Below are 26,210 nucleotides of genomic sequence, written 5' to 3' on the forward strand. Positions count from 1 at the left end.
CGATTGAGTCAGCGCTGGGCGGGAAGTGGAAACGGCCAATAAAAAGCGCGATTTTAATGCAAGGTCATGTCTGGTGTGAATGACCAGTAGGTATTAATTTGAAAAAACAAAAAAATATCACTCAACAGGGTGATTATTCAGCAGGAATTGGCGACGTGCACTTTGCGCTCGTGGTTTTATTTACAACATCATGTTTGCTGATTGCAACGACATTCATTGCGATCCTATGGTTAATCTGACCTACCATAGAAGTTAGGGAGAAATTATGGACAAGAGCTTGTTCGACGACAATAAAGTCATTGCACTGATTGGGTTGCTACTGGCAGCACTCATTGTGGTGAGTACCATGTTTGTTATGACCTATATGACGGATAGCTCGCGTAACGACGCGCAGCCCATTGATGTGCAGAATTGCTACAAAAAATAACGAATGTTCGCCGAATGCTATTTTAAGAATTCAGGCGAATAGTGAGAGATAAGGGTAGTTACGCCTGCTTTTGATGAATCGCATGCAGTGGCAATGCGATATTAAGGTCAATATCTGTATTTTGCCTGAAATCATAAGGCGTTATGCCGTAACGTTTTCTGAACATATAAGTAAAATGTGACTGCGAGCCAAAGCCAAAATCTAATGCAATATCAAAAATCGTACTATTGCTGCTTCTAAGTTGATAAACAGCACCTGCTAAACGTCTTTCTCTGATGTACTTTCCTAACGATGTGCCTGTTACTTCTTTAAAAATTTTTTGCATGTGCCAAAGTGAGTAGCCTGAATATGTGGCTAACTCTTCGAGATAGATGACTCGCCCTAAGTGGGTTTCGACCCATTTGCTGAGGGCGCAGACTAACGTGAGATGATTTTCTTGTGACATTATTTAGTCTGTTTTTTCAAGTTAGGAGTAGTGCAGTATACACAAGTTGAATCGAACAACACAAAACACCAAATTAGCTACCATCATGGTGGAGACGTTATAAAGAGTTTTCAACGGGTATTTGCAAAAGCGTTTTCTGGTGCCATAGTAAAAGGGTAGTGTTATTTGGAAGGGTCTCCCCTGAGGTTGAAGGTTAAATTTGAAAAAATAGAAGTTAAAAATGATGAGGTGATCGCATGTTGATAACAGTGATTATGACTCTGATAGCGGTTGTTGGTGTAACCGTTTTTCTAAAAATGCCAGTAATGGTCCTGCATAAAGGTAAAGGCGCAGGAGGTGATAAACTGTGAGATTAGGAATATTGTGATTGGTATATATTCAATAAGTTACCCTTAGAACCAGGTTTTTGATGATAATCATACCTGGTTTTTTTATTTCCTATTTTTAGCACCGAAACTATCAACGATAGGCGTCACCGTGACCATTCTACGTATCGATTAATTTTTGGCTCACGCATCCTTCGCGGTTTACTTGAACGATTGACTACCCACAAGAACCTCATCCTCAAACCACAACCTACCGATGGACAACCAGGTGAACATGGCACAGGTGGTTAAAGAGTTGTTGTGGCCAGCGTGATATCCTAATGTGATATTACTTTGAAGGAATTATTCATGTCAGATATGTTTACTAATGACCAAGAAATGGTCTCAGATTTGGTTGCCTGCCAACTAGTGATTAAGCAAATTATTGATGTGATTGATATTATTGCACCAGCAGAGGTGCGAGATAAAATGTCACATCAGCTTAAATCTATTGATTTTAGCGCACATCCAGCGGGTGCTGACCCAGTGACTAAGCGGGCAATAGAAAAAGCCATTGCATTGATTGATATGAAGTTTACGCAAAAATGACAGCTTTATTTTTAAGGGTGACATTCAAAATCGTAGGCATAGCCAAAACTGTCACAAATAGTCACTGAGAGAAATAAGAAAATAACCAGCGGGCTTATTGCAAACCCGCTGGTGGGTTATTCAAATATATTGTTACCTATTTTTTTCACTAAAGGACAGTTGCTGACGCCAATGATACCATTTTCACCGTTTATAAACTGAGCGGTTGATATAGTTCTAGCTGTTAGGTATTTACATTGTAATCCCAATCCAGCAGCGTTTTTTTCACTACCGATCAGTACGCCATAACCTGAAAACAGTAAACCAAGGTATATAATCGCCACAATCAAGAATAATCTGAACAAACTCATGTAGTTACTCCGTGAAATTAGTTTTGCTTATTGTCTTGCTAAAATATTTAATAATTTAACTACTAATGATGTGATTATTAATAATAAAAATCCTAAATTATATTGATTTATAAGACGAAACAGTAAAAAATCTACGCTTAGTTAGGTCATATGACAGTTTTGACATCACTAAATACATATTGGCTATAAATGGTTGATGTTTGATCCAGTATAATTTAAAAAACGTTGAAGGTTGAAGAAGGTGCCCGATTTGAACATAAAGAAACTTGTTGCGACGGTGGGAATTATTGCCGTTTGTTGCTTGTTTTATCTATTAGCCCTTGACAGCTATTGTGATCAAGGAGGGACGTTCTCAACGGGCTTATGTACCATAACTTCGATTATTCCGTGGTAAAGTATTTTATTATAAATACAAATAATAACCATTCTCAGTAATTGTGATGCTAATTGCCATTCCTTTCTTATTCAGCCGCTAATTTCACCCTTCTGATGGGCTGAGTGGTAAGATAACGACTTCGTCATGCATGTAATAGGGTAGTCAATGTTAGAAACAAATATGAGCGGGTTGGGTGTGTTCCCTATTGCGCTGTCGCTATTTACTGTCATTTTTTTCTTGATAGTTTGGTTCTTCTTGAGCCGAGCCAGTGTACGAGCAAATGAACAAATCCATTTACTACAAGAGATTGCTGAACAGCAAAAACTGCAAACTGAATTGCTCAAAGCGCTAGTTGCCAATGCCACTGGCGTCAGTGACGGGCAAAGTGATAATGACATCGTTTCTCCTCTCGATTTTAAAGGCTTCATTCCTGAGAGATAAGCAATCCCGATTCTGGCGCTGTCGAAAGGCTGTGCCAGAGTGATAGTGAGTTTAGTTGGCAATCGCCTCAGACTGAGTTGTAACATCTCTCCCCATTTTCCCCCTTGTTCACTTTTAACGTCCTGTTTATTGGCCTGAAATAAAGCATGCAAGCTGTCATAAATTTGTCTTATTTTCACCGTAATGTAGCCAGAACTTTTAAAAAGAACGGTGATTCGGATGATCAAATGGTATGAAGAAAGTGACAGTGAAGTGAACAGAAGTATTGCGCTATTGAACGGTGAAGATCCCGATAAGTGGTATCCGTACGGAGGTATTAAGGGTAAGGATTACTGTAAAAATCCGTCTGATGCATGGCCTATCATCTATGCCAATAAAATTGGCATTTATTCCCCTGAAATCAATGATAATAATCAGTGGAACGCCCGAATTACTAACTCCCTTGGAGAATGGCAAGCTTACAGTCAAAGCCCGTTACGCGCGGCTATGATCTGCTACTTGTTGAGTCGGGAAGCTTGATAATTACGATCCATAATTTTCAGCAGGTGCCATTATTCCGCCAGCATCAAGTGGCGGGACGAATAAACGATAAGAAGTATGTAACGACTTTCGTGGAGCTGATGATGAAACGTATTATTAAAGGGGATTCAAACTTATCTCATTTGGTGATTGCTCACGCAGCAATTGATCATCACCAAAAATCTTACGGTGTACGACGCCAAGGTTGGCCTTCAACTTATCTTATCCGCTACAAAAATAATCGCGTTGCTGTAGAAGTGGTCACACGACGTCAATCGTATGTGGCCACTTTGATGATTGGTGCCCGTAATTTAAGTAAGTTATGTGGCATGTCAAATCGGCATGTTTCAATGTGAATCGCCATCTTGGACAGATATAGCCAATAGCACAGAGACACAAAGCTATTGGTGCATTTTCGTAACGTGCCAACTACCTTTATCCTTGATGCAATCTGTTTTAAGTGTTAAAAACGCCGCAAATTTATTTATAAAATACTGTTTACGACTACTGGTTAAGAACAGATGTGGCAGAGGATAGGATGGAACAGCAGTTACAAGAATCAACGCTCAAACGCGGTTTAAAAAATCGACATATTCAACTGATTGCGCTGGGTGGCGCAATTGGTACAGGGCTGTTTCTGGGGATTGCTCAGACCATAAAAATGGCAGGTCCTTCAGTCATCTTGGGGTATGCAATCGGCGGTTTTATTGCATTCCTTATTATGCGCCAACTGGGTGAGATGGTCGTTGAGGAACCAGTGGCCGGTTCATTCAGCCATTTTGCCTATAAATATTGGGGCGATTTTGCCGGGTTTTTATCTGGCTGGAACTACTGGGCTATGTTTATTCTCGTCGGTATGGCTGAACTAACTGCCGTAGGTATCTATATCCAATATTGGTGGCCTGAAATACCCACATGGGTTTCTGCCGCCGTCTTTTTTATCCTGATCAATGCCATCAACCTTATCAATGTCCGTATGTACGGTGAAACTGAATTTTGGTTCGCGATCATCAAGGTTGTTGCCATTATCGGGATGATCGTTTTTGGCGCATACCTTTTGGCATCCGGAACCGGTGGTCCAGATGCCTCTATCACAAATCTCTGGGCCCAAGGTGGTTTTATGCCTCACGGGTTAAGTGGCTTAGTGATGGCGATGGCCGTGATTATGTTTTCTTTCGGTGGGCTAGAGATGGTGGGGATCACTGCGGCTGAAGCGGAAGATCCACAACACAGTATTCCTAAAGCAACCAATCAAGTCGTCTATCGTATTCTCATCTTTTATATTGGTTCACTGGGTGTTCTGCTCTCTCTTTATCCGTGGGGTAAGGTTGTTGAAGGCGGCAGCCCCTTTGTGATGATTTTCCATGCATTAGACAGTAACTTGGTGGCGACCATCTTGAATGTGGTGGTTTTGACTGCAGCATTATCGGTCTATAACAGTGGGGTATATTGTAATAGCCGTATGCTATTTGGTTTGGCGTCACAAGGAAATGCCCCTAAGTTATTGACTAAGGTGAATAAACGTGGTGTGCCTATACTGTCAATTGCACTCTCAGCATTGGCAACCTCAGCGGGTGTCGTGATTAACTATGTGATGCCGGGCAAAGCCTTTGAACTCCTGATGGCACTTGTCGTCTCAACGCTGGTCATTAACTGGGTCATGATTTGCCTGGCACATTTAAAATTCCGTGCTGCAAAAACGCGAGAGGGCGTAGAACCACGATTTAAGGCGTTATGGTATCCCTACGGTAATTACCTGTGCCTGGTCTTCTTATCGCTGATTTTGGTCATCATGTACCTTACTGATGGCATTCAAATCTCAGTCTTGATGATGCCCGTTTGGGTGGCATTGCTGTGGTGTGGTTTCATGCTGACTCGCCGTCAAAAACGAGGCAAGATACAGACTAAGAACTCAAATATAGCCTGATTGGTTCGTTGTATTTGTTAAATAAAAAAGCGGATATAACCACTTAGAGTTATATCCGCTTTCTGAAAATAATGTCTTGGCTAGAATGTTTAAATCAGCAGCAGCTAAATAAAGTAGATAACACGGGATATTTACTGGTACAAATGAATGCATCCTATTGGTGCACCAAATATTAATTGAGATTAATTCTTAACTACGCCATATAACCACTTTTAAATCATGGTCTAATTAGCCGTGAAATATCTCATTAAAATTGCCAACGCATCCAAGTAAACAATACATTCCCATTGTTATAAGTGCCGGGAATATAGGTGGTTTGTAGTGAAAATTTATTATATTCAATGGATACGAGCGGTAAAGGCAAGGGTATCGGGATGTAATGATATTCGTGACGAGCGGTAATACTTGCTGTAAAGCCTACGCCAAATCGCCAACCATCCATTCTCCCCGGTATCCACATTTTTTGGTAACCATAACCTATAATGGGTTCAACTTTATTGTGTGAATCCATAAACGCCATCGCATACACTGAGTGCCAATTGTTATTCTCATCATAACGATATCTACCATAACCGATGCCCCATGGCCTTTCATTGTAGGACGCTATCTTATCCGCATCGTAAGTTCTACGGTTGTGCCACGTATTCAGCGGGATATACAGCTCTTGCTCCGGTGAATCCCAGGCGAGGGTGATATTGTTGACCAAACGCTGCCACAGGCTGTTACTGTCCGCATGAGGCTCAATTTTCTGCTCTGTTGGCACTTTACCTGATTGATTGATATCTTCTGCTAGCGCAGTTGAAACATGGCCCCACCACAAACTACTCAGAAAGCAGGCGCTGATAATATACTTATGAATCATGATTTAAATCTCTGGTGCAGATAAGCCTAAATAGAATATCCAAGCATCAGATAATCTATATGCCTATCAAAAGTAATGATTGGTAATAAGCTAGTTATAATTAGGTAGAGGTTATCGTCTAAATCCTAAACAGTTCTTTAACGGAAAGGTAAAACCTTAATTTAGGCTTTTCTCAGAATGGTTAAGATATAATAAAGAAGAGCTTGGATATATCTTAATTTGTCTTTTTTACATGAAATTGACAATAATTCACAGAATGAAATAGTTTTTGTGACTGACTAATATCTCCATTTTTTTATATATTTATACAGTTTACAAAAAGAGAAAGCGCACCTTTCTAGTGCAGGGTGGTTAATTTCTATACGCTTCGCTATTGATAATACTTAATAATGAAATTTTCGTGAAGTTAATTTCATTCGAGCTGGCAGAGGTATTTTATTGGGCATTAGTGTTTGTTGAGCTTATTTTATATTGGTTGTTTTTGCTCCTATCTCAGTTTTTTACGTCATCACTATTAATAAAATATTCATATGTCTTAGTCGAGGAGAAGATAAGGACTATAACCTGAGGTTATGTAAGGAGTTAGTCTAAACGTCTAAGACTGAGGGACTGTACGATGCTTGGATACCAGTATCTGCGACAGGAGCGTGATATATTCAATTATTATATATTTAATGCTAATAAATTTTATACCCATACATTTTTGGTCACGCTCAAAACATGCCAATCACGAGATGGCGACGTAAGAAAAATTATAAAAAGAGTTAGCCTAAATGTTAAAAGCCAGTAAGAAAGCGGGGCGAATCAGTATAAAAAAATAGAGCAGAAAATACGATGACCTTCAACAGGTTTTAGCATATTTAAGCATTCTTTATGTGCAACCGATTCAAATATGTGCGACAGGTTCACCCTTGATTAAAAATGGCTTGCCATCGAATTCAGAGTATGTGATAACGCATATGGGTAAAACGAGGTACAGTTCTGTATATGTGTGGCATTTTCAGTAAAGAAGTTCTGAGTAAAGACGTTAGCGTTGAATACCGCTTCTCTGCCGATCCTTATCTTAGTGCCTCAAGCAGTAACGACTCTAGTTTGTCTATGTAAACGCCTACGGGCGAGTTAAACAATCCAAAGGAAATACTCAAGATGGCAAAGATCAAAGGTCAAGTTAAGTGGTTCAACGAGTCTAAAGGTTTCGGTTTCATCACTCCAGCTGACGGCAGCAAAGATGTGTTCGTACACTTCTCTGCAATCCAAGGTAATGGCTTCAAAACCTTGGCTGAAGGCCAGAACGTAGAGTTCGAAATCCAAGACGGTCAGAAAGGTCCGTCTGCAGTAAACGTTACTGCAATCTAATCAGCACTTTTGCTGTAATAAAACCCGCCATTGTGCGGGTTTTTCGTTTCTGAAATCATCACGTGGTGAGTTCATTAGGGCAGGATGATCAAGCCAGAATACTGATTGCGGCCTTTAATGCTTGGGTGCGTAGGATCAATTGCCTGTTGCTGGCTGGTACGACGATAGCTGGTGTACTTAAACTGAACTTTGCTCGCATCATCTTTATCCTGCACGATGGTACATATAGTACAACCGCCTATCAGTTCCACCTGCTGGATACCTGCGCCGCGTAATTGATGTTCAGCAATAGCCGCTAAGTTAAGGCGACGATAGCGGGGGGTAATAATGTTTTTTGCTAACGGCAATTGGTTAACAAACTGCTCGACTAACTCTTCGTTAACTTCATAACAGCAAGATCTTGCTGCTGGCCCAATAGCGGCAACCCAATTAGCGGGATCGTCATCGCGTGAGATACGTTCCACCATATTCAAGATAATGCCGTCAAGCAATCCGCGCCAACCCGCGTGAACAACCGCAATACCTTTGCCTTGTCGATGACTGAAAATGACTGGAAGGCAATCCGCCGTTAACACCGTTAACAATATTCCTGCTTGAGTGGTATAGAGGCCATCCGCTTCACCACATTCTTGCCGAGGCTGCGTGACATCGACAATTCTGGTGCCATGTACTTGCTTCTTATTGGCTTGCGATTCCTGAAAAGGCTGGAGATCGTCAGGTAAAAGAGACGATTTGTCACCAAAACCGTGGCGGATAGCGGCAATTTTGCTCAATTGTGGTGAAAGGTCGGTCATCAGGTTTACCTACTGAGGGAAAAATACGCCATTCAGTGTAAGCCGTTTTTGAATCGATTGACCAGTCGCCTGTTCGATTAAATGCTCGTTAGCGAATTGTTGCAATATAACGCACCTTGTATCACTGTTTTAGCCCTTTCATGCCGTTGGATAGGGTTTAATGGCAACTAAATTCCAAGCAGGCAGTCAGGGTTGATCTCAATGATTTCTAAACCAAAAAATGACAGTAATAACTTTATTCGATGGCGTTTTGGTTTGCTGTGTGGCTGCATTTTATTGTCATTCTTGGGGCTGACCGCCCGGGTCGCCTGGCTGCAAATTATTGAGCCAGACCACTTGGTCAAGGAAGAGGATATGCGCTCCGTGCGCGTGGAAGAAACGCCTAATACACGTGGCATGATTACTGATCGTAATGACCACCCCTTGGCTGTCAGTGTCCCTGTCGCTGCTGTTTGGGCAGATCCCAAAACAGTGATAGAGAAGGGCGGTGTTGTTGCAAATGAGCGTTGGCATGCATTGGCACAAGCACTGAACCTTCCACTCGAACAGGTGAACAACCGCATATCGCTGGCCCCTAATGCGCGTTTTATCTATCTCGCCCGCCAAGTTGAACCTAATGTCGCTGACTATGTTCGACGCCTGAAATTACCCGGTATCGAAACGAAAGTGGAGTCACGGCGTTTTTACCCCACAGGAGATGTGGCTGCAAATCTAATCGGCTTTACCAATATCGATGATCAAGGCATCGAAGGGGTAGAGAAAAGTTTCAACTCGCTACTGAGTGGTACGGCAGGTAGTCGGGTGGTGCGAAAAGATCGTTTTGGTCGAGTGATTGAGGATATTGCTTCGACAGACAGCCAACCTGGGCAAAATGTCCAGCTCAGTATTGATGAACGGTTGCAGGCAGAAACCTCGCATGCATTATCCAATGCCGTCATGTTCAATAAAGCAGACTCTGGCTCCGCTGTGGTTATTGATGTCAACACGGGAGAGGTTTTGGCAATGGCGAACTACCCGACATTCAACCCCAATAATCGCATGGCAGCGCCGGAAGAGAATTTCCGCAACCGCGCCATTAGCGATATTTTTGAACCGGGTTCTACCGTCAAACCGATGGTCGTGATGACGGCATTACAACGGCATTTAGTTAAGTCGGATACTGTTTTGGATACTCGCCCCTATATTCTGAGCGGCCATCAAATCAAAGATGTGGGCTATTATCCGGCATTATCATTGACTGGCGTATTACAAAAATCGAGTGATGTGGGGGTTTCTCGTTTGGCGTTGGCCATGCCCGCTGCTGCATTAACGGAAACCTATAGCTTATTTGGTCTGGGGAAGCCAACAGAATTAGGATTAACAGGTGAAAGCAGTGGGTTGATGCCGCATCGACAGCGCTGGAGTGATCTTGACCGTGCGACGTTTTCCTTTGGCTATGGCTTGATGGTGACACCACTACAATTAGCGCGTGTGTATGCCACGATTGGCAGCTTTGGCATTTATCGGCCCTTGTCGATTACCAAAGTGGATCCCCCGATAGTTGGGCGGCGAGTTTTCCCGGAAAGTGAAGTGCGGCAGGTTGAGCATATGATGGAAAGTGTCGCATTGCCGGGTGGTGGCGGGATTAAAGCGGCGGTAAGAGGATACCGTGTTGCCATTAAGACAGGAACGGCAAAGAAGATTGGCCCAAATGGCCAATATATTGATAAGTATGTGGCGTACACCGCAGGCGTTGCACCGGCGAGTCAACCTCGCTTCGCGTTAGTCGTGGTCATTAATAATCCGCAAGGCGGAAAATACTATGGCGGTGCTGTTTCTGCGCCGGTTTTCAGCGATATTATGGGGCAAATTTTGCGTACGATGAATGTGGAGCCCGATGCGATTTCCATTGAGGCCATCCGACACAGCTAAGCGCTGGGATATACGGACATAACAGTGGCTTGCAACCTCATAAACGCTTCTTTAGACTAACGCCGTGTCTGCCTACGATTGGGCGGTTAATTATCTGTTATTTGGAACTCAACGATGTCTTATCAGTGCCCCCTTTGCCATCAACCCTTGCTAAAAAGCTCGCAGCAGTGGCGTTGCAGCAATAATCATCAGTTTGATTGCGCCAAAGAGGGTTACGTTAATTTGATGCCAGTGCAGCATAAAGGCTCCAAACAACCGGGCGATAGCCCTGAGATGATGCAAGCACGGCGGGCGTTTCTGGATGCGGGCTATTATCAGCCTTTGCAGCAGCGAATTTGTAGATTGCTTGATTCGGCGTTACCGTTAGATGCCGCCATGTTGTTGGATATTGGTTGTGGGGAAGGTTATTACACGGCAGCAGTGGCTGATCAGCTAAACCGGCAGCGGAAAATGTCTATTTTTGGTTTAGATGTGGCAAAAGTCGCTGTTCGATATGGCGCTAAACGCTACCATCAGGTGAATTTCTGCGTAGCCTCCAGTCACAGATTACCCTTTGCCAATCATTCACTTGACGCCGTTTTACGTATTTATGCCCCTTGCAAAGCAGCCGAGCTAGCTCGCACGGTGAAACCCGGTGGGATTGTGGTCACGGTTGCGCCGGGGCCGCGTCACCTTTATCAATTAAAAGCGCTAATTTACGCACAAGTGCAACTTCATGATGACACGGAAGAATCTCTGGAAGGGTTTGAACTCGTAAGCCGTGAAACACTGGCCTATGAAATGGTACTCAGTGGCAAACAAGGTTTTAACTTATTGCAGATGACGCCCTTTGCTTGGCGCGCCAGCGCGGAAACTGGGCAAGAATTAGCCGCCTCTCAGACATTCACTTGCGAAACTGATTTTGTTATTGCTCTGCATCGCCGTAAAGCTGAAGCCTCCGCTGCTGAAACTCATGAACCTGCGGTTGAATGTCTCGATGCGGTTGAATGTTGCGATGTAGTTGAATGCCACGAAAAGTAAACAAACCTTAGCATGCCTGAAAGGACTCGGGCTGCGAAATACATCGAGTTGATTAATTTTAATTTGAATAATCAGGCATGAAATATAATTTAATGGGAATGAATCCCCTAATGTTAATATTATTCTCTGGTAATAGCGTATAAATATGCCCTGGTGTGGCATTGAGTATTAACTTAAGTCAAATTTATCGCGTTATATTATTATAATATACTGACGTTACTTTAGATCTAGATTCCGCCAAGTTCGTCCGCCGGACTCAGTGACCAATATCGAAGGAATAAATCTGATTTGTTCAGCAATTTTTAGTGCTAAATCAGCAACTTCCTGCTTATTCAATGTGCCGCTACCATAATTGAATTCTCCTTCAGGTAATTTGTAGACTTTATCTCTACCAATGAGACGGGTAAATCCCGCATCAGTCATTTTCTTATTAAGTGCTTCGTAATCGCCTTCTACTGCATTATGCAAAACAACACTGACCGTGAAATACGGCATATTTATCGTTCCAATTTAACAGACAATGTTGCTTATATATCACACTGGGGGAAAGTATATTTTGACCGGCGTCTAATTGCTGACAGTACGGTGTAATTAACCTTGCAAAATGTATGCGTTTGTCACTGAGACATGATTGAGGGGCAATGATTGCCCCAAGTGAAGATGAGGGCTAGAGAGCGAAGGATAACCGGTTACGTCCAGCGTGTTTGGCTGCATAACACGCAATATCTGCCTGACGCATCGCTTGTGCAGCGGTTTCTGATTGGCGATTTAAGATGACGGCCCCCAGACTTGCCGTGAAGGTGTACGATTGACCGTGCCAATGGAATTGGATAGTGGAAATATCGGTAACCACCTGCTCGAGGATGTCAGTCGCGGGCTTATTTTTACAATTAAATAGCACGATTGCGAATTCATCCCCACCTAGACGAGCAACAATATCATTTTCACGGACGGCTTGTTGCATGGTCTGTGCCACCATTCGCAGCACCATATCGCCGGCTTCATGGCCGGCGGTATCATTAACATCCTTGAAGAAATCTAAATCCACGTAACAGAGAATATGCTGCTCATTGTCGCTCAATTCACTAAGGCTATCTGCTAGCCGTTCTTCTAACCGTCGCCGATTAATCAGGCCTGTGAGCATGTCATGATTCGCCTGATACTGCAGTTCACGCTGTTCATGGCGTGCGCGAGTCACGTCTTGGAACACCACGACGGCACCGGTGAGTTGGTTGTCACGATCGTGAATGGGCGAGGCTGAACAACGAATTTCTTGGCGCTCGCCTTGGCTTGATAATAGCTGGCTACCTTCTGGTAATAGCGTATGACGCCCTTCATTCAAACACTGGTTGAAGGCGTCGAGTCGGTTTTTATCCTGTAACGGGGACCACAAAATAAAGACGTCTTCAATGGGCAGACCACAGGATTCATTCTGGCTACGGCCCGTCATCTCTTCAGCTTTGGGGTTCATTAATACAACACGGCCCTCACAATCGAGAGAGATAATCCCTTCCTGAATAGATGACAGCACTCGATGAAGCTGTTCGCGTTCCTCATAGCGAGCCACTTCACTGGCCCGAAGCGCATCTTCGCGTTGCTTACGTTCGCTCATATCGCGGATTATTTTGGCGTAACCCAGTAGTTTGCCACTGTTATCGTGAACCACAGTGATGATAGTGACCGCCCAAAAACGGGTCATATCTTTGCGCACCAGCCAGCCTTCACGTTCCATGCGGCCAGCAGATGCCGCGGTTTTCAGTAACTTTTCCGGCAGCCCCGCCGCGATATCTTCTGGCAAGAAGAAACAGCCAAAGTGTTGAGCGATAATCTCATTACTGGCATAACCGATATTACGTTCTGCTCCATGGTTCCAGGTATTAACCCGCCCCCAAGGGTCAAGCATCAAAATAGCGTAATCTTCCACGGTATCAACCATCAGGCGAAAACGTTCTTCACTGATGCGCAAAGCTTCTTCACGTTGGCGGCGTTCCGTCAGGTCGCGGACAATTTTGGTAAAACCCAACAGCTTTCCGTTGTCATCATGCATCGGGTTAATCGCCACGCTGGCCCAATAGCGGATACCATTTTTACGTACATGCCAGCCTTCCGTCTGGAAATTACCTTCAGCAATCGCTTTGGCGAGGGACTTTTCCGGAAGACCAGCAGAGATATCCTCTTGGGTGAATAACAAGGCAAAGTGTTCACCAATAATTTCATCGCTGGTGTAACCCTCATTGCGCTCTCCGCCTTTGTTCCACGTCAGAATACGCCCATGGGTATCAATCATATAGATGGCGTAATCTTCGACTTCGCTGATTAAATGGCGGAACTGTTCCTCACTTTTGCGTAGCGCATTTTCTCGCTGCCATTTATCGGTCAGGTCACGTGTGACATGAACAAATCCTTGCAAATTGTTGTCAGCATCATGCAAAGCATTGAGGGTGAGATTACCCCAAAAGCGTTTGCCATTTTTCCGTACTCGCCAGCCTTGAGTTTCATAATGACCAAACTGATTGGCGTGCTGTAGCCCTTTGCTTGGCAGCTTTCCAGCCAAATCTTCTGGTGTATAAAATAGCTCGAAGGATTGGCCAATGATCTCTTCCGCAGCATAACCGGTGTTGCGTTCGGCACCGCTGTTCCAAGTCAGGATATGCCCTTGGGCATCAATGATGTAGATGGCATAGTCATCAACGGCTTCAATTAATAGCCGGAAAATGTGATCGTCAAATGATGCCGGATGCAGAGCCATTCCTGTATTTCCTTGAATTTTTAATCAACATACTATGGCAAAGCAAAAGAGTCGCCATAAGGTTAAGCGGTGATTGCGATAAAAGATATGAATCAGTTTATCGCTAACATGAGAAAGTGGGTAATAAGATTTTTATTAATCTGAAAAAGGAATATAGCCAATAGTCGAAGGAGAATATCGCCAAAGATTGGGTGCTTAAGTGTCAAGCCTTTACTGGCAAGGCTTCTGGCGTTACGGCATTAAGTCGAAACTGTGCTAAGACTCTATTTTTCACCCTATAAATATTAGGGGTGAATATCCATTGAAAGTATAAAAATAATGACTTAAGTCGGAATAACTCATTATATCCAATCTATATAAATTCAATTTCCATACTGATTCTACTTTAATGACTTCACATTTCATTGGGTAATAAACTGCTCAATAGTGATCAGGCCATTCACACAATAGCTCTAATTTTTTTACGCACTAAAAAATATTCCCCGTTAAGTACAGAAATGCTTGCATCAGCAAGTGTTATCAGGATAATTCTGAATCCTTATAATAAGCATTCTCATTACTTGCAGGTTTACGAACTTCAGGGGCATCAAATCAATGAATCAACAAATTTCCACTACGGTGCATCAGAAACGACTGGCGCCTCGAATTCTATGCGTCATGATCGGTGCTGCACTTGGCACACTATCGGCATCTGCATGGGCTGCAACCGCATCTGACAGTACGGCCGAAAACGTTAAAAAAACCAGTGCCACAGCGGATGCGGCCAAGAGTGATGAGAGTAAAAAAACGGATACTATCACTGTCGTTGGAACGCAAGAGACATTCCGCGCGGGGGGTAACGATTTAATCCCAACCTATCTAGATGGTCAGGTTGCGAATGGTGGACGTATCGGTTTCCTTGGGCAGCAAGATGCCCGTAATGTGCCTTTCAATGTCATTGGCTACACCTCGAAACTGGTAGAAGACCAACAAGCTCGTACGCTGGCCGATGTCGTGCGAAATGACGCGTCTGTGCAGAACGTTCGTGGTTACGGTAACGCTTCGCAGAACTTCCGCATTCGCGGTTTTAACCTCGACGGCGATGATATTTCATTTGGTGGTCTGTTCGGCGTGCTGCCACGTCAGGTTATCGATACCAGCATGGTTGAGCGGGTTGAAGTGTTTAAAGGCCCGAACGTATTTGTTAATGGTATTTCACCGAGTGGTAGTGGTGTAGGTGGGATGATTAACCTAGAGCCAAAACGTGCTGGTGATACACCATTAACGCGCGTTAGCCTAGATTACACCTCGGCTTCACAAGTGGGTGGTGCCGTGGATGTTGGCCGCCGCTTTGGTGACAATGACCAGTTCGGTGTGCGCGTTAATGCCTTGCATCGTGAAGGTGAAACGGCCATTCATGACCAGAAAAATCGCACTACCGCTGTATCTACCGGCTTAGATTACCGTGGTGAACGTGCGCGTACTTCTTTAGATATCGGCTATCAAAAGCAGACCGTTCACGGCATGCGTACGGATGTTGCCATTGGTAGCGCGACTGAAATCCCAGAACCGCCAGCGGCGACCTTAAACTATGGTCAGCAGTGGGTTTATACCGATATGGCGACCACCTTCGGTATGTTGCGCAGCGAATATGATGTTAGCCAGAACTGGACGGTGTACGGCACCATCGGTGCTAGCCATAATGATGAAACAGGCCAATATGGCTCGCCAACATTGGTGGGCAATAGTGGGGCTGCCACCATTAGCCGCCTATACGTCCCGTACGTTTCAGATTCTATCGCCGGTTTAGGTGGCGTACGTGGTCATTTCGAAACGGGCCCGATATTGCATAAAGTGAATATTGGTTATGCCGCTAACTACCGCACAGCCAAATCAGCTTGGAACATGTCAGCGCCGGTGGATACCAATATTTATAATCCGGGTGTCATACCGTTCCCGCCAACCACGTCGGGTAGTATTAATCAGGACCCAACGCTTAACAGTCAAGTACGTGCGAGCAGTATTTCCGCCTCGGATACCTTATCGGCGCTAGATGATAAAGTGCAGTTGATGCTAGGCTTGCGTCGCCAAGATTTGGTTATCCGCAACTTTAACAGTGGCGTACCGGATAGTACTAACGTGCAAGATGCCATGAAAGTGACACCGGTATATGGCCTGTTGGTTAAGCCGTGGGAAAATGTGTCCCTGTATGCTAACCATATCGAAGCGTTATCACCGGGTCGCGTTGCACCGTGGTATACCGCCAATGCGGGTAATGTGACCGGTATTGTTCATGCCAAACAGGACGAAGTCGGTGTGAAGTTCGATAACAAACGCTATGGCGGTACGTTGGCGTTGTTTGAAATCACCCGACCTGCCGGTTCAATTGATGCGACAACCAATATGTACACCTTGGGTGGCGAGCAACGTAACCGTGGTGTCGAGTTGAACGTATTCGGTGAACCTGTGTTTGGTACTCGCTTGTTAGGGAGCGCCGTGTGGCTGGACCCAGTGCTGACTGAAGCGCAAAACAGCAATAACAACGGTAACTATGCGGTAGGTGTGGCTCGTTATCAGTTAGTGTTTGGCGGTGAGTACGATATCAAAGCGGTTGAAGGTTTAACCGCAACAGGGACGGTTACTCGTTCTGGTTCGCAGTATGCTAATCAAGAAAACACGTTAAAACTGAAACCATGGACCCGTTTGGATCTGGGCGTGCGTTACACTATGCCACTGAAAGAAACCAATCTTATCTGGCGTGCAAATGTGGTGAACGTGACCAACGAACGTTACTGGGAATCTGTGGAAGACACGGGTACTTACATATACCAAGGCAATCCACGTGAACTGAAACTGTCCGTCTCAATGGACTTCTGATGAACGTGGAAGCCAGTGACAAATGTTAACTGGCTCCTGATAAAGAAAAACCCCGCATCTCTTTTGGAGTGCGGGGTTTTTCTTTGAGTCGGCTTTATTTTATGGCGACAACAAAGGGTATCGCGCTATCAGGCCAGACCATAAATATGCTCATACAAAATATTAAAGCCGATCCCAATCAAGACGATACCACCAATAATTTCAGCACGTTTCCCCAAGAGAGGGCCGATATAACGGCCAATCAGCATGCCGAGAGTCGCCATGATCATCGTGGCTAAGCCAATTGCCATCGCGGTATGAACAATATTGACTTGTAAGAAGGCTAATCCGACGCCAATTGCCATGGCATCAAGGCTGGTGGCAATGGCTGTCATGACCAAAACCCCAAAACTGTGGCTGCGCATTTTTTCAGTTTCTTCGACTTTCTGTTTCGCGCCTTCGAAAATCATGCGAGAGCCCAGAATAAACAGCAAGCTGAAAGCAATCCAGTGATCCCATTCCAGAATATACTGACTGGCGAACAGGCCAATACACCAACCGATAAGTGGGGTGATCGCTTCTATCACGCCAAAGATTAAGCCGGTACGAATTGCTTCTCGAAAACGGGGTTTGTGCAGACTAGCGCCTTTGCCGATCGATGCCGCAAAAGCATCCATTGACATCGCAAAAGCAAGAATAAATGTGGCAGATAGATTCATAGTAATAGACTCGGCCGGGCGGCTCCATATACACGTAACCCACCCCCAACCTAACGACGGAGCTACGTGTCTATGGTCTCGCCAACCTTACCTGGCTGCCCGTACCACGTTTCATCAGATGAAACGAGTATGTTGATACGGGCGTTTCTATTGCACGCGCTATAAAAAATAGAGCGAATAGAAACCGGCTACTCCCCATGAACGGCGCAACCTTAACATATAAATTAATATAGCGACAACCCCAAAAATATTATGGCGAACGAAGTGAATTGATAATGATTTTCATTATCGGATTTGTATTGGTAAATAGTGCATATAAGCATCAGTAATGGTGTGGAAATAAACCAAGGAAAGGGCGGTTGTGCTGGGAAATTAATCTTCTAAGAAAAATATAAAAGATGCCTTTCCCTGATGCGTTTCTTTTATGATTGATTTTCAAGGAAAAAGTTGTAAATTTTTTCTAAATCATCTAATTGATTCACTTGAATTAATAATCTGCGCTGTTCTAATTGAATAACTAAGATCCCATCTTCAGACAAATTCATACTTTTAATTCGGCTATATTCAATAAAAGTATTAGCATAGAAGAAACCCGTATTTTTAAACAATAGCTTAGGCCATCGGATATAAGAGATATAAACGGCGATTAAGGCTAATCCCACTAACAAATAAGTGGTTAATGGTGCGCCATTTGACATGACATTATTGTAAATAAGGATAGCAATCAGCCCGACAAAGATGGCGCAGTCGATTCTGCTTTTACGTTTCAGGTGGACTTGTAGCCGAGTTTTACCTTTCATCATATTCATGATGAATTCATCATAGATAGCATAAGCAAGCAGCAGGGCAATAAATACAACTAGAATGACATCGGTAACCGACATGCAATGACTCCCTAACAGAAAACCGACCCGTAACAGAAAATAGGCCTCAAATAAAAAACCGAGAGTTACCCCCCGGTTTTAGTCCAATCCAACAGCTTAATTATGGTGCCAAGAAGCCAATCCAGTAACCGAAGATACCGATGGCAAAGAAGCCCATGATGATCCACAGTGCGTTAACTTTACGGCGTAATAGCCACATACATCCAAACGTTAACAGCAGTGGGACTAAGCCCGGCATCAACTGGTCCAGAATGGTTTGTACTGTGGTGACCGTCGTCTCACCGGCTTGGTTGGTCACTCGCGACACCACCACCGGTATGTTGACGTGCGTCCACTTGTTAACCAAGGCCCCCATAACAAATAGGCCGAGGATAGACGCCCCTTCCGTCAGTTTTTGCAGAACACCGCCGCCCATATCGCTAACGATATCGACACCTTTTTTATAGCCGTAAGCAACACCGTAATAACGGGTTAACAGACGTACGATGTTAAACAGCACGAAGAACAGCAACGGCCCCAGTAAGCTACCGCTCATGGCGATACCTGCACCGAGAGCAGCAAACACCGGACGCACGGTTCCCCAGAAGATAGGGTCACCCACACCGGCCAATGGCCCCATCAGACCAACTTTGATGCCGTTAATGGCAGCGTCGTCGATTTCAGCACCGTTAGCTTTCTGCTCTTCCATCGCCAGCGTCACACCTAGAATCGGCGCAGCCACAAACGGTTGGGTATTGAAGAATTCCAGATGACGTTTGATGGCTTGCTTACGTTCTTCTGAGTTCTCTGGATACAGACGACGGATCGCTGGCACCATTGAGAAGCAGAAGCCCAGCGCCTGCATACGTTCGAAGTTCCATGACCCTTGGAAGAGGTTAGAGCGGATAAACACCCCGCGGATGTCGGCGGGCGTGAGTTTCTTTTCACCAGTCGTTGTTTTATCAACACCGGCTTTATCAAGCACAGTTGTGGTATCAACCATTTCTCTCACCTTTTCCTAGTCTAATTCGTTATCAAGATCGTTATTGGCCGGACCCGCCTGCACAACCTGAGACTTGTTGTATTTCGGGCTAAGTTGGATATAAAGCAAGGCCATAACCACACCAATAACACCCAATGCTACCAGGTTGAAGTTGGTAAATGCGGCGGTAACGAAACCTAAGTAGAAGAATGGCATCAGGTAGCCAGCACGCATCATGTTGATAACCATGGCGTAACCAACCACGACGATCATACCACCCGCGATATTCAGGCCATTGGTAACGACTTCAGGAATTGAACTCAGCATCATCTGAACTTCAGATGTCCCAACAGACAAGGCAACGATTAACGCTGGGATAGCGATACGCATTGCTTGCAAGAACAGGGCAGAGATATGAATCCAAGTGATGGCGCGTAGGCTGCCACGTTCGGCTGCTCCATCGGCGGCGTGTTGGAAAGCAACGGTAATGGTACGTACGATAATGGTTAGCACCTGACCGGCTGCGGCTAGTGGGATAGCCAGGGCGATACCCGCACCAATGCTTTGACCACCAGCGATAACCAAGATAGTAGAAATAATCGATGCCAGAGCCGCATCAGGTGCCACGGCGGCCCCGATGTTCATCCAACCCAGAGCGATCATTTCCAATGTACCACCGACGATAATACCGGTTTTCATGTCACCCAGAACCAGGCCAACTAAGGTACAGGCGACTAAAGGACGGTGAAATTGGAACTCATCCAGAATGGAACCCATCCCGGCAATACAGGCAACTATGAATATCAGCACAATCTGAAGAGTTGTGATCTCCATTGTACTTCTCCTATGACCAAAAAAGCTGAGTAAAAATAACCGTGTTCCAAAACAGAACAGGGCATAACCTTTCTACGTAGTTTTTAGTAAAGCTATTTATCAAGTTTGCTAATTAAATCCATCATTTTGAGCCGAGTATCCGAGGAGACTTTCCGGACTTCCAACTCAATACCGCGTGCATTTAACTTATTAAAAGCTTCAACATCTTTCTCATCAACGGAGACAGCATTGTTCACCTGGGTTTTCCCCTGGCGGAATGCCATACCACCGATATTCACTGATTTAATATCGACACCACCCTCAACCAAACGCACGACGTCTGTTGGGTTGGTAAAGAGCAACATGACGCGATCTTTAGCGTATTGTGGGTTGTTGTAGACACGAATCGCTTTTTCGACATCAACTACGTGGGCAGTTACACCTGGAGGGGCAACCTGTTTGAGCAAGGTACTGCGCATTTTGTCGGCAGCAACTTCGTCGCTGACAACAATAATACGGTTTACGTTAGTTTCTTTGGTCCAGCGCGTGGCGACCTGACCGTGTATCAAACGGTCATCAATACGCGCCAGCCCGATCTTCATATGATCGTTCGGACCTAAAGCAACGGCCGGAGCCTTGGCTTTTGGCGCAGGAGCAGTTTGTTGCGTATCGGGCTTATCACTCTTCACTTCAGGCGCTTTCAGTGCTTTCACGCCTTCACGACCGGTTTCTACTGCGACTTTCACCAATTCAGCAAATGACGGGTTATCATCACGTGCCATAAAGGTTTCAGCCAACATCGGAATGTTAACCCCGGTGACGACCTCATAGTTCTCTTTATCGACGGCAATCCGGCTGGCAGCGTTAAACGGGCTACCACCCCAAGTATCAACAAGGAATAGAACGCCTTGACTGGTTTCTAATCCTGTTAATTTGCCGTTGTATTTTTCAATCAACGTTTCGGCATTTTCACCTGGGACGAAATCGATATAAGCGACGTTATCTTGCTCGCCTAAAATCATTTCAGCTGTTTTCAGCAGTTGTTCTGCTGCAGCCCCATGTGTGCCAATGATAATAGCTATACTCACTCGCTACCCCCTCTGTTAACTCAAAATTGAGTTCTCGCACTTAACAGAAAAATCTGTATTCACCCACAACACTTCGGTACACATTGAATCTATTATGATAGTCACAATATTCACTCACTGCTGGCGATTTACACGTTACAGTAATGAATCGATTCAGGTTGATGCCGTAATGTTGTTGGATGTGATTTATTTTAGTCAGTGAAAAAATAAATTATGTGACGGTGCTCATTTATTGGGACATGTTATAGCTGATTTGGCTTATTTGGATAATTATTCGACAGCCACATGAGTGATATTGATGTGTTTGATCTCTAAAACAAACATCACACTAAGTTTTGTATGTTTAAAATTGATGTGATTTGTATGAACATTGGCAGATGACGCGATCGAATGGGATTAAATTATCGGAGTGAAATTAAAGCATCGTGAGATGTAAACAGATACGGGTGCATGAATACGATAATAAATCTGACTATGCTGATAAAAAAAATCCTGATAGAGTTAACGGCTCTATTAATTGTCAGGAGTTAAGGGCCTCAGCTCTCCCTATGGACTGTCACCGAAGTTACTGTTTCTCAAGTGTTAACACCCAACCAGTGGGTTTAAATCTGGTTATCCTATCACGCACTTTTGCTGCGTATAATTTCACCCGATCATTCTGCGTATCTATACTGACAACCGTACTGCGGCAATTTGTTGCGTCAGTTGCAGGGCGCACATCATATGAATCGTGTTCTCATTATCGGAGTCTGACATGGAATTTCTAATGGACCCCTCAATTTGGGCAGGGTTACTGACGCTGGTGGTGCTGGAAATTGTTCTGGGTATTGATAACCTGGTTTTTATTGCCATCCTTGCTGATAAACTTCCACCTAAACAAAGGGATAAAGCCAGAATTATCGGTTTATCTCTCGCGCTGATTATGCGTTTGGGGCTGTTATCGGTCATTTCTTGGATGGTCACGCTGACAACGCCATTATTCAGTGTCGGCAGTTTTAACTTCTCAGGGCGAGACCTGATTTTGCTGGTGGGGGGGCTGTTCCTGCTATTTAAAGCCACCACAGAGCTACATGAACGGCTGGAGGGTAACCAACACGATGATAGTGCGAATCGTGGTTATGCCAGCTTCTGGGCCGTTGTCGCACAGATAGTTGTGCTAGATGCCGTTTTCTCGTTGGATGCCGTAATTACCGCAGTAGGCATGGTCAATGATTTGGCCATCATGATGACGGCGGTCGTGATTGCAATGGGCGTGATGCTACTGGCATCGAAAACGCTGACCCAATTCGTGAACGCGCACCCGACAGTCGTGGTGCTATGCCTCAGCTTCTTGCTGATGATTGGCTTAAGCCTAATTGCTGAAGGCTTTGGTTTCCATATTCCGAAAGGTTACCTGTACGCCGCAATTGGTTTCTCTATCCTGATTGAACTGTTTAATCAGATTGCGCGACGCAACTTCATTAAGCATGAATCTCGCTTACCGAGGCGTCAGCGCACTGCGGAAGCCATCATCCGCTTAATGGGCGGGCGTCAGCAGCAGGAACCACAAACGGGCGATCCGCAAGTCGTCATCCCTACGGAGGCATTTGCGGAAGAAGAGCGGTATATGATCAGCGGTGTATTGACGTTGGCGTCCCGTTCGATGCGTAGCGTGATGACACCTCGTACTGAGATCTCTTGGGTGGATTGCAACCGTACGCAAGAGGAAATTCGTGAGCAGCTATTAGATACGCCGCACAGTCTGTTCCCAGTCTGCCGTGACTCTCTTGATGAGATTATCGGCGTAGTACGTGCTAAAGATCTGTTAGTGGCCATTGAGCGGGGTGATTCGATAAGTGAATTTGCTGCCGCTACACCACCGATTGTGGTGCCTGATACCATGGATGTCATTAATCTACTGGGTGTTTTGCGTAAAGCTAAAGGCCGTTTGGTGGTTGTTAATGATGAATTTGGTGTCGTTCAAGGGTTAGTGACACCACTAGATGTGCTAGAAGCCATTGCTGGTGAATTCCCTGATGAAGATGAAACACCAGACATTATCGAAGATGGCGATAGCTGGTTAGTGAAGGGGGGGGCAGATTTACACTCCCTGGAACAAGCGTTGGATTGCCAGGAGTTGGTCAGCCCAACCGCTGATTATGCCTCGCTGGCAGGCATGCTGCTCTCTTACTCAGGCCACATGCCAACGGTGGGTGATGTCGTTGAACTGCATAATCTTCGCTTTGAGATTATGGAAGTTTCAGAATACCGCATTGAGCTGGTTCGCATTACCAAGCTGCATAACGAGCTGGAAGAGTAACGTGTAAGGCACTAATAGGATTTTGGCTAATGCGGGTCATCTCATGATGGCCCGCATTTTTTATGGATACTCTCGCACTCTTAATTTGTTCAATTCTCGGTTCATCACAATGTTCATTAAATTATCAGCCCAACCAACGCTATTCATTCTGAGCTTTAAGTAATACAAGAATGACAGAAATAGTTTAGGTGCTAGTTATTATTTATTTATACATTATATAAATTATTTTTATTCGAGTATCATTAATTCATAATAAATAGAACATTGAATATAATGAGAGTGATAATATTGTTTATCAGTGATTTTAGATGAGGCAATAGCGAGGCTGAAAGTAAAATCCTTTTAAATCAATTCTTTGTCATGAAATCTGGATTTAACTAAATGTTAAGGATTATTATTTTAAATAAAGTTACGGAATCAATAAATATATACTATTATTAAGCTCTCTTAAGAGGGTTAATACATTGGGCGGCTGTTTTAGTACTTAAATGGAAATTTAAATAGGTCGTAAATCCATTAAAAATATGGTTTTTGATCTATTTTGAAAGTCAGATATTCCTTTCTACTCAGACATCGCACAATCTCAATGACTGTACCATTCGACAAGTGAGTGACGGAGGTTCTATGAAAAAAATCGTTTTTGTTCTGACGTTAATGCTGTTTTCATTCGGAACGTTAGGTCAGGAGACGGCTTCAGGGCAGGTTGGTGATGTATCATCGTCAACAATAGCTACTGAGGTAAGTGAGGCTGAGTGCGGTACTCAGTCAGCAACAACCCAAGGCGAAAATGATTGGGATTGGTGCTGTGAGTTATGTTGCAATCCTGCTTGTTTTGGTTGCTAAACAGACGAGCCATTAATAATTATTTGCTGCGCAGTAAGGGGAGCATTGGCTCCCCTTGTGAACACAATATGCTAATGCAATTCAGTGCACGAAATTAATTGCACTGTACTTTAATGGCTAGTCCACCACGGGATGTCTCGCGGTATTTAGCATTCATGTCTTTGCCCGTCTCAAACATGGTTTCGATGACTTTATCCAATGACACTCTTGGCTCGCTGGTACGGCGCATCGCCATGCGTGCAGAGTTAATCGCTTTTACCGAAGCAATCGCATTACGCTCAATGCAAGGGACTTGCACTTGACCAGCAACAGGGTCGCAAGTCAGGCCTAGATTGTGCTCCATACCAATCTCAGCCGCGATGCAGACTTGAATTGGGCTGGCGCCGAGTAATTCAGCTAAACCTGCGGCGGCCATGGAACAGGCAACACCCACTTCACCTTGGCAACCCACTTCTGCACCAGAAATAGAAGCGTTCATCTTATAGAGAATACCGATAGCCCCAGACGACAGGAAATAGCGGATAAAAATCTCAGGAGTAACCGGCTCAATAAAGTGGTCGTAATAAGCCAGTACTGCAGGAACGATGCCGCAAGCCCCGTTAGTAGGGGCCGTCACCACTCGCCCACCTGCCGCATTTTCTTCGTTAACAGCCAAGGCGAACATGTTAACCCAATCAATGACGTTCATTGGGTCATGGGACAGCTTATCGGAGGAAACCAGCAAACGGCGCAAGGCAGAAGCACGGCGCGGTACACGCAGCGGGCCTGGTAATACCCCTTCGGTATTTAAGCCACGATCGATACAGGCTCGCATGGTTTGCCAGATGGCGGTGAAGTAGGCATCAATCTCTTCTTTGCTGTGCATCGCCAGCTCATTTTGCATCACCATACCAGAGACTGACATACCGGTTTGCTCGCAGTTTGCCAAGATTTCCGCTGCTGAGTTAAATGGATAAGGCACGCTGACGGCATTGACGGCGGCTTTGCCGAAATGTTCTTCATCGACGATGAAACCACCACCGATAGAATAATAGGTTTTGCTCAGGATTTTTTCATCACCGGCGAAAGCATGAATCTGCATGCCATTTTCGTGCAATGGGAGATTATCACTGCGAAACACCATGCCGCCCTCACGAGGGAAATCCACCTCATGTACCCCATTGGCTAACATCAGCTTTTGCCGTAACTCAACGTCACGAATAAACGCTGGAATGCTATCGATATCAACGGTGTCAGGCATATTACCCGCTAACCCCATAATAATGGCGATATCAGTGTGGTGCCCTTTACCCGTCAATGATAATGAGCCGTAAACATCCACGGCGACACGCGTGACAGATGGCATCAGTCCTTTAGTTACCAGCAAGTCAGCAAACTCTTTGCCTGCTTTCATTGGCCCAACAGTATGAGAACTGGAGGGACCGATACCAATCTTGAACATATCAAAAACGCTAATCACGCTAAAAACTCCTTCACAACGCAATCTTTCTTCTTAATGCCAATAAGGCAGCTAAGAATGTTTGTATTAAGTATAAGTGTTCTATGAATGGCAGCAGGGGATTTCGCATCAAATGCCTACGTGAAACCAAACCATCACAGAACGCTGTTTATGGGGTGCTATTGGTGCCGGCTGTATCAACTCGATACCGCATAATTGTTTATCGCCATCCACTGTTG

26 protein-coding genes and 1 riboswitch are annotated in these 26,210 nt (G+C 44.7%); of the genes, 14 read left to right on the plus strand and 12 right to left on the minus strand.

Features of this window, described 5'->3' with window-relative positions; translation table 11 throughout:
- Positions 1 to 265 precede the first annotated feature (265 nt).
- The gene (locus DA391_RS09960) at positions 266 to 427 is read left to right on the plus strand and encodes a hypothetical protein (RefSeq protein ID WP_019210274.1); all 162 of its coding nucleotides are present in this window, start codon (positions 266 to 268) and stop codon (positions 425 to 427) included.
- 58 nt (positions 428 to 485) lie between these two features.
- Here DA391_RS09960 and DA391_RS09965 read toward each other — a convergent pair whose 3' ends face one another.
- A complete protein-coding gene (locus DA391_RS09965) occupies positions 486 to 872 on the minus strand; it encodes a helix-turn-helix domain-containing protein (RefSeq protein ID WP_050080556.1) in 387 nt (128 codons plus the stop codon).
- A 674-nt stretch (positions 873 to 1,546) separates the two neighbouring features.
- Between DA391_RS09965 and DA391_RS09970 the strand changes: the two genes are divergently transcribed.
- Entirely contained in the window at positions 1,547 to 1,786 is a 240-nt protein-coding gene (locus DA391_RS09970) for a DUF2766 family protein (RefSeq protein WP_050874539.1), read from the plus strand.
- 116 nt (positions 1,787 to 1,902) lie between these two features.
- Here the strand turns inward: DA391_RS09970 and DA391_RS09975 are convergent, their stop codons facing one another.
- Positions 1,903 to 2,136, minus strand: coding sequence for a YobH family protein (locus DA391_RS09975; protein WP_050080558.1), 234 nt, complete (start codon positions 2,134 to 2,136; stop codon positions 1,903 to 1,905).
- Positions 2,137 to 2,386: 250 nt separating this feature from the next.
- Between DA391_RS09975 and mgrB the strand changes: the two genes are divergently transcribed.
- The 5 genes from mgrB to DA391_RS10000 all read left to right on the plus strand — a co-directional run bounded on the left by mgrB (position 2,387) and on the right by DA391_RS10000 (position 5,399).
- Entirely contained in the window at positions 2,387 to 2,530 is a 144-nt protein-coding gene (gene mgrB / locus DA391_RS09980) for a PhoP/PhoQ regulator MgrB (protein ID WP_071822406.1), read from the plus strand.
- A gap of 147 nt (positions 2,531 to 2,677) precedes the next feature.
- Positions 2,678 to 2,953 (plus strand): YebO family protein, encoded by a 276-nt coding sequence (locus DA391_RS09985; RefSeq protein WP_050080559.1) that lies wholly within the window; start codon positions 2,678 to 2,680, stop codon positions 2,951 to 2,953.
- Positions 2,954 to 3,172: 219 nt separating this feature from the next.
- Entirely contained in the window at positions 3,173 to 3,472 is a 300-nt protein-coding gene (locus tag DA391_RS09990) for a phage protein NinX family protein (RefSeq protein WP_050080560.1), read from the plus strand.
- A 104-nt stretch (positions 3,473 to 3,576) separates the two neighbouring features.
- Positions 3,577 to 3,828 (plus strand): DUF4060 family protein, encoded by a 252-nt coding sequence (locus tag DA391_RS09995; protein WP_019210267.1) that lies wholly within the window; start codon positions 3,577 to 3,579, stop codon positions 3,826 to 3,828.
- Positions 3,829 to 4,010: 182 nt separating this feature from the next.
- Positions 4,011 to 5,399 carry an amino acid permease gene (locus tag DA391_RS10000; RefSeq protein ID WP_108087662.1) on the plus strand — a complete coding sequence of 463 codons (1,389 nt, stop codon included), beginning with the start codon at positions 4,011 to 4,013 and terminating at the stop codon, positions 5,397 to 5,399.
- 247 nt (positions 5,400 to 5,646) lie between these two features.
- Here the strand turns inward: DA391_RS10000 and pagP are convergent, their stop codons facing one another.
- The gene (gene pagP, locus DA391_RS10005) at positions 5,647 to 6,261 is read right to left on the minus strand and encodes a lipid IV(A) palmitoyltransferase PagP (protein WP_050285747.1); all 615 of its coding nucleotides are present in this window, start codon (positions 6,259 to 6,261) and stop codon (positions 5,647 to 5,649) included.
- Between the two features lie 987 nt (positions 6,262 to 7,248).
- On the opposite strand from pagP, the gene DA391_RS10010 reads away from it, so the two are divergent.
- Together DA391_RS10010 and cspE are read left to right on the plus strand one after the other, a co-directional pair.
- Complete coding sequence (locus DA391_RS10010; RefSeq protein ID WP_002211058.1) at positions 7,249 to 7,365, plus strand: DUF2627 domain-containing protein; 117 nt, start codon at positions 7,249 to 7,251, stop codon at positions 7,363 to 7,365.
- A gap of 42 nt (positions 7,366 to 7,407) precedes the next feature.
- Positions 7,408 to 7,617: a transcription antiterminator/RNA stability regulator CspE gene (gene cspE, locus DA391_RS10015; protein WP_002221949.1), complete on the plus strand. Its 210-nt coding sequence runs from the start codon at positions 7,408 to 7,410 to the stop codon at positions 7,615 to 7,617.
- 74 nt (positions 7,618 to 7,691) lie between these two features.
- On the opposite strand, the gene pgeF is transcribed toward cspE, so the two are convergent.
- Positions 7,692 to 8,411: a peptidoglycan editing factor PgeF gene (gene pgeF / locus DA391_RS10020; RefSeq protein WP_098904660.1), complete on the minus strand. Its 720-nt coding sequence runs from the start codon at positions 8,409 to 8,411 to the stop codon at positions 7,692 to 7,694.
- Positions 8,412 to 8,612: 201 nt separating this feature from the next.
- Between pgeF and ftsI the strand changes: the two genes are divergently transcribed.
- Together ftsI and rlmA are read left to right on the plus strand one after the other, a co-directional pair.
- Entirely contained in the window at positions 8,613 to 10,322 is a 1,710-nt protein-coding gene (gene ftsI, locus DA391_RS10025; protein ID WP_108087663.1) for a peptidoglycan glycosyltransferase FtsI, read from the plus strand.
- A 114-nt stretch (positions 10,323 to 10,436) separates the two neighbouring features.
- Positions 10,437 to 11,342 carry a 23S rRNA (guanine(745)-N(1))-methyltransferase gene (rlmA, locus tag DA391_RS10030; RefSeq protein ID WP_226722682.1) on the plus strand — a complete coding sequence of 302 codons (906 nt, stop codon included), beginning with the start codon at positions 10,437 to 10,439 and terminating at the stop codon, positions 11,340 to 11,342.
- Between the two features lie 216 nt (positions 11,343 to 11,558).
- Here rlmA and DA391_RS10035 read toward each other — a convergent pair whose 3' ends face one another.
- On the minus strand, positions 11,559 to 11,837 hold the full coding sequence (locus DA391_RS10035; RefSeq protein ID WP_108087664.1) for a hypothetical protein: 279 nt from the start codon (positions 11,835 to 11,837) through the stop codon (positions 11,559 to 11,561).
- A gap of 172 nt (positions 11,838 to 12,009) precedes the next feature.
- The gene (locus DA391_RS10040; RefSeq protein ID WP_050874542.1) at positions 12,010 to 14,091 is read right to left on the minus strand and encodes a PAS domain S-box protein; all 2,082 of its coding nucleotides are present in this window, start codon (positions 14,089 to 14,091) and stop codon (positions 12,010 to 12,012) included.
- A 594-nt stretch (positions 14,092 to 14,685) separates the two neighbouring features.
- Here DA391_RS10040 and DA391_RS10050 point away from each other — a divergent pair.
- Complete coding sequence (locus DA391_RS10050) at positions 14,686 to 16,947, plus strand: TonB-dependent receptor (RefSeq protein ID WP_167398168.1); 2,262 nt, start codon at positions 14,686 to 14,688, stop codon at positions 16,945 to 16,947.
- A gap of 128 nt (positions 16,948 to 17,075) precedes the next feature.
- Here DA391_RS10050 and mntP read toward each other — a convergent pair whose 3' ends face one another.
- From mntP to manX, 5 genes are all read right to left on the minus strand, one after another.
- Positions 17,076 to 17,645, minus strand: a complete 570-nt coding sequence (gene mntP / locus DA391_RS10055) for a manganese efflux pump MntP (RefSeq protein WP_050080571.1) — start codon at positions 17,643 to 17,645, stop codon at positions 17,076 to 17,078.
- A 10-nt stretch (positions 17,646 to 17,655) separates the two neighbouring features.
- Positions 17,656 to 17,854, minus strand: a riboswitch (yybP-ykoY riboswitch).
- A 213-nt stretch (positions 17,855 to 18,067) separates the two neighbouring features.
- Complete coding sequence (locus DA391_RS10060) at positions 18,068 to 18,529, minus strand: DUF986 family protein (RefSeq protein ID WP_019210257.1); 462 nt, start codon at positions 18,527 to 18,529, stop codon at positions 18,068 to 18,070.
- A 100-nt stretch (positions 18,530 to 18,629) separates the two neighbouring features.
- Entirely contained in the window at positions 18,630 to 19,511 is an 882-nt protein-coding gene (locus tag DA391_RS10065) for a PTS mannose transporter subunit IID (protein ID WP_019210256.1), read from the minus strand.
- A 15-nt stretch (positions 19,512 to 19,526) separates the two neighbouring features.
- The gene (locus DA391_RS10070; protein WP_019210255.1) at positions 19,527 to 20,324 is read right to left on the minus strand and encodes a PTS mannose/fructose/sorbose transporter subunit IIC; all 798 of its coding nucleotides are present in this window, start codon (positions 20,322 to 20,324) and stop codon (positions 19,527 to 19,529) included.
- Positions 20,325 to 20,416: 92 nt separating this feature from the next.
- A complete protein-coding gene (manX, locus tag DA391_RS10075) occupies positions 20,417 to 21,391 on the minus strand; it encodes a PTS mannose transporter subunit IIAB (RefSeq protein ID WP_050080572.1) in 975 nt (324 codons plus the stop codon).
- Between the two features lie 754 nt (positions 21,392 to 22,145).
- On the opposite strand from manX, the gene DA391_RS10080 reads away from it, so the two are divergent.
- Entirely contained in the window at positions 22,146 to 23,690 is a 1,545-nt protein-coding gene (locus DA391_RS10080; protein ID WP_049607025.1) for a TerC family protein, read from the plus strand.
- Positions 23,691 to 24,314: 624 nt separating this feature from the next.
- Positions 24,315 to 24,533: an ST-I family heat-stable enterotoxin YstC gene (gene ystC / locus DA391_RS10085; RefSeq protein ID WP_072087099.1), complete on the plus strand. Its 219-nt coding sequence runs from the start codon at positions 24,315 to 24,317 to the stop codon at positions 24,531 to 24,533.
- Positions 24,534 to 24,627: 94 nt separating this feature from the next.
- Here ystC and DA391_RS10090 read toward each other — a convergent pair whose 3' ends face one another.
- Complete coding sequence (locus DA391_RS10090; RefSeq protein WP_108087665.1) at positions 24,628 to 25,992, minus strand: L-serine ammonia-lyase; 1,365 nt, start codon at positions 25,990 to 25,992, stop codon at positions 24,628 to 24,630.
- Positions 25,993 to 26,210: the final 218 nt, after the last annotated feature.

Source organism: Yersinia massiliensis, assembly GCF_003048255.1.
Taxonomy (GTDB): Bacteria; Pseudomonadota; Gammaproteobacteria; order Enterobacterales; family Enterobacteriaceae; genus Yersinia; species Yersinia massiliensis_A.